We start from the raw sequence: 3,612 nt of genomic DNA on the forward strand, positions 1-3,612 counted from the left end.
CCACCTGCCCCGCCACCTGCCCCGCCACCTGCCCCACCATCTGCTCCGCCACCCGCCCCGGCTCCGGCAACGATGCCCAAGCCGCCAGCACCACAGCCCGCGCCGGTTCCAACTTCCCAGGCGGCTCCCCCGTCGGGATCCATTCCAGCGCCTCCAGCCTCGCCGACCGGCCAAACACCGGCAGCAGCACCCAACCGGCCCTCTCCCTTGCCACCGCTGAGGAGTGGGATGCCGGTCGAGATCCGCGTCATCTCGCTGCCGCCAGCGCCAGCGCCCGCGCCGTCGCCACCGCCCCCCGCCCCATCATCGCCCCCAGCTTCTCCGGCATCGGTGCCTGTCCCCGCCGCGCCACCCCAGGGAGCGGCGTTGCCAGCGACCGTCGCGGGAACGACGACGACCGGGCAGCCGATCCTGACGACCGACCGGGGCGTCTTGGTCCTCAACACGCGCGTTCCGCTGCCACCGGGAGCCCAGGTCACCGTGGCGCTGCCGCCGCCGGCGCCAGCCACCGACGAGCCGTTCGACGCCCTGCGGGGAGGTGATTGGCCAGCACTCCAGGAAACACTGGAAACGCTGGCGAAGGCCGATCCCGTCGCCGCCCGCGCCCTCTCCAGCACGATCCTGCCCCAGGCCAATCCCCGTTTGGCCGCGACCCTTCTGGCGTTCACCGGGCAAGTGACGAACGGCGACGCGCGGGCTTGGCTGGGCGAGCCGGCCGTCAAGGCGCTGGAGGAACTGGGCCGATCGGATCTGCTGGAAAAGTTGGACGACGACTTCAAGCAGCTGGCACGGCAATCGGGGGAAACGCTGCCGGGCGAGTGGCGGCCCTACTCCGTGCCCTTCTCCGACGGCACGGAGCTGAGCCGTTTCCAGATGTATGTCAGGCACCCGGACGGCGAGACGGTCGATGAGGACGGCGAGACCGAGACCGGCGGCGTCGCCCGAGCCAACCGGTTCCTGATCGACCTGACGCTCAGCCGGATCGGGGAGCTTCAGCTGGATGGATTGCTGCGGCCCCGCCGATTCGACCTGATCCTGCGGACCCGCATACCCCTGCCGCCGGAGATGCGGCAGGAGATTGGCCGGCTGTTCAACGAGTCCGTCGAGTCGCTGGGAATGACCGGCGGCGTCTCGTTCCAGGCCGGCACGCAGGGCTGGGTCGCCATCCAGCCCGGCGCCAAATCAGGCGTCGGTGTCAGCGCTTGACCATCGAAACCTGACGGCCCGGCACCGGCCTTTCAGCGTCTCCGCATGAAGCCGCTCAGGGCGACCTCGTCCAGCGCCGCGTTCTCGCGCTGCTTGCGCTTGGCCTCGTCGCGCTTGTCGCGGCCCTCCTGGGCCAGTTCATAGCGCTTGACCTCTTGGAAGGCCTCCGCCATCTCGTCGGTCGCCTCGGTGATCTGTGCCTCGACCTGTGCTATCGACTGCGCCAGCCGCTTCCGGCGCTCGATCGCCAGTTTCGCGAAATTGGCATAGCCGAAGGAGGCCTCGGCCGAGCCGCGGGCGATCTCCTGCTCCGACTTGATCTCGTTCTCCAAACGGGCGACGTCGTTGGCCAGCTTGTCGGCGAGCGTCTGGAGTTCCGCCAGGGCCTTGCGCTTCTCGTCCAACCGCCATTTGTGAAGACGGATCAGGGTATGCAGGTCGCCGCTCATGGCCAGGGCTCGCCCAGGATCTCCGCCAGTTGAGCGTAGCCGTCGGCCATGTCGGTGCGCTCGCGCTTGCCTTGCTTGAGGAACGCCTCGATGGCGGGATTGTACTCGATCGCCTCGTCGACCAGCGGATCGCTGCCGCGGCGGTAGGCGCCGAGCCGGATCATCTCCGCCATGTCGTTGTAGGAAGACAATAGACGCCGGGCTTTGCCCACGAGCGCGTTCTCCTGATCGGTGTTGCAGCCGGGCATCGTGCGCGAGACGCTGCGCAGGATGTTGATGGCCGGATAGCGGCCACGCTCGCCGATGGCCCGTTCCATCACGATATGGCCGTCGAGGATGCCGCGCACCGCGTCGGCGATCGGTTCGTTGTGGTCGTCGCCGTCGACCAGGACGGTGAACAGGCCGGTGATGCTGCCCTCGCCCACCCCCGGCCCCGCCCGCTCCAACAGGCGCGGAAGTTCGGCGAAGGTGGTCGGGGGATAGCCCTTGGTGGTCGGCGGCTCGCCGGCCGACAGGCCGATCTCGCGCTGGGCCATGGCGAAGCGCGTGACGCTGTCCATCATGCACATCACGTTCTTGCCCCGGTCGCGAAAATACTCGGCGATCGACATGGTCATGTAGGCCGACTGGCGGCGCATCAGCGGCGCCTCGTCGGAGGTGGCGACGACGACGACGCTGCGCGCCATGCCCTCCTCGCCCAAGTCCTCGGTGATGAATTCCTGGACCTCGCGGCCCCGCTCGCCGATCAGGCCGATCACGTTGACGTCGACCGACATGTAGCGCGCCAGCATCGACATCAGCACCGACTTGCCGACGCCCGATCCCGCGAAGATGCCCATGCGCTGGCCTCGGCAGCATGACAGGAAGGTGTTCATCGCGCGGATGCCCATGTCGATCTTACCGCTGACGCGGCGGCGCGAGTGGGCCGGTGGGGGATTGTTGCGGATCGGGATGCCGATCTTGCCGTTGAACAGCGGTCCCTTGCCGTCGATCGGCTCGCCCAGCGCGTTGACCACGCGGCCGAGCCAGCTCTCGTCGGGAAACACCTCCGGTCCGCCTTCCGTCACCTCGGCCTTGCAGCCGAGCCCGACGCCCTCCAGTCCGCCGAGCGGCATCAGGAGTGCCCGTCCCTGGCGAAATCCGACGACCTCGCACGGAACCCGGCGGCCCGCGCGTGCGACGATGGTGCAGCGGCCTCCAATCGACAGAAGCCGTTCGACCCCGCCCACCTCCACAAGTAGGCCCAGAACGGCGGTTACCCGCCCAAAGTAGCGATACTGGGGGATGCGTTCAATTTCGTTAATAAAGTGGCTTTGCTCGAGGCGCACGATGTGAGATATCTATGCGTGTATTAACCGTGTTGGCGAACGATTCGCCGGCAAATGCGACAAGAGCAACGATATGCAGGAATGATTAACTTTCTGTAAACTTTGCTAGCGGTAGCATTAAGCTGAATCGTCTGTTAACATGAGTATCATCAGGTTTGGCGGGGTTGTGTTCCCGCCCTTCAACGTCGGGATGTCGCCATGAGGGTTCTGCTGGTCGAAGACGACTCCTCGGTCGCAAAAAGTATCGAACTAATGCTTCACTCCGAGGGCTTCATCGTCGATTCCACCGATCTCGGTGAGGATGGGCTGGAGATCGGGAAGCTGTATGACTACGATATAATCATCCTCGATCTGATGCTGCCGGACATCGACGGCTACGAGGTGCTACGCCGGCTCCGCTCGGCCCGCGTGACGACGCCGATCCTGATCCTTTCCGGCTTGTCGGAGTTGGACCACAAGATCAAGGGCCTGGGCGTCGGCGCCGACGACTACCTGACCAAGCCGTTCGACAAGCGCGAGCTGATCGCCCGCATCCAAGCGATCGTCCGGCGCAGCAAGGGTCATTCCGACAGCGTGATCCGCACCGGCCGCCTGACGGTCAACCTCGACACCCGCACGGTGGAGGTGGA

The 3,612-nt window shown here is 66.3% G+C and carries 5 protein-coding genes; 2 read left to right on the forward strand and 3 right to left on the reverse strand.

Going from position 1 to position 3,612, the window contains the following annotated elements; translation table 11 throughout:
* The coding region (locus tag N825_RS37460; RefSeq protein ID WP_157619794.1) for a hypothetical protein at window positions 1-190 on the reverse strand (190 nt) is incomplete at its 3' end.
* Between the two features lie 176 nt (window positions 191-366).
* Here N825_RS37460 and N825_RS35490 point away from each other — a divergent pair.
* The gene (locus N825_RS35490) at window positions 367-1,206 is read left to right on the forward strand and encodes a hypothetical protein (RefSeq protein WP_051514252.1); all 840 of its coding nucleotides are present in this window, start codon (window positions 367-369) and stop codon (window positions 1,204-1,206) included.
* A 32-nt stretch (window positions 1,207-1,238) separates the two neighbouring features.
* Here the strand turns inward: N825_RS35490 and N825_RS35495 are convergent, their stop codons facing one another.
* A complete protein-coding gene (locus N825_RS35495) occupies window positions 1,239-1,655 on the reverse strand; it encodes a flagellar FliJ family protein (protein ID WP_037462292.1) in 417 nt (138 codons plus the stop codon).
* On the reverse strand, window positions 1,652-2,983 hold the full coding sequence (gene fliI, locus N825_RS35500) for a flagellar protein export ATPase FliI (RefSeq protein ID WP_037462294.1): 1,332 nt from the start codon (window positions 2,981-2,983) through the stop codon (window positions 1,652-1,654). The genes N825_RS35495 and fliI overlap by 4 nt, the downstream gene beginning before the upstream one ends.
* Before the next feature lie 198 nt (window positions 2,984-3,181).
* Here fliI and N825_RS35505 point away from each other — a divergent pair.
* On the forward strand, window positions 3,182-3,612 hold a 431-nt coding region (locus N825_RS35505; protein ID WP_037462299.1), incomplete at its 3' end, for a response regulator.

This window comes from Skermanella stibiiresistens SB22 (genome assembly GCF_000576635.1).
Lineage (GTDB): Bacteria > Pseudomonadota > Alphaproteobacteria > Azospirillales > Azospirillaceae > Skermanella > Skermanella stibiiresistens.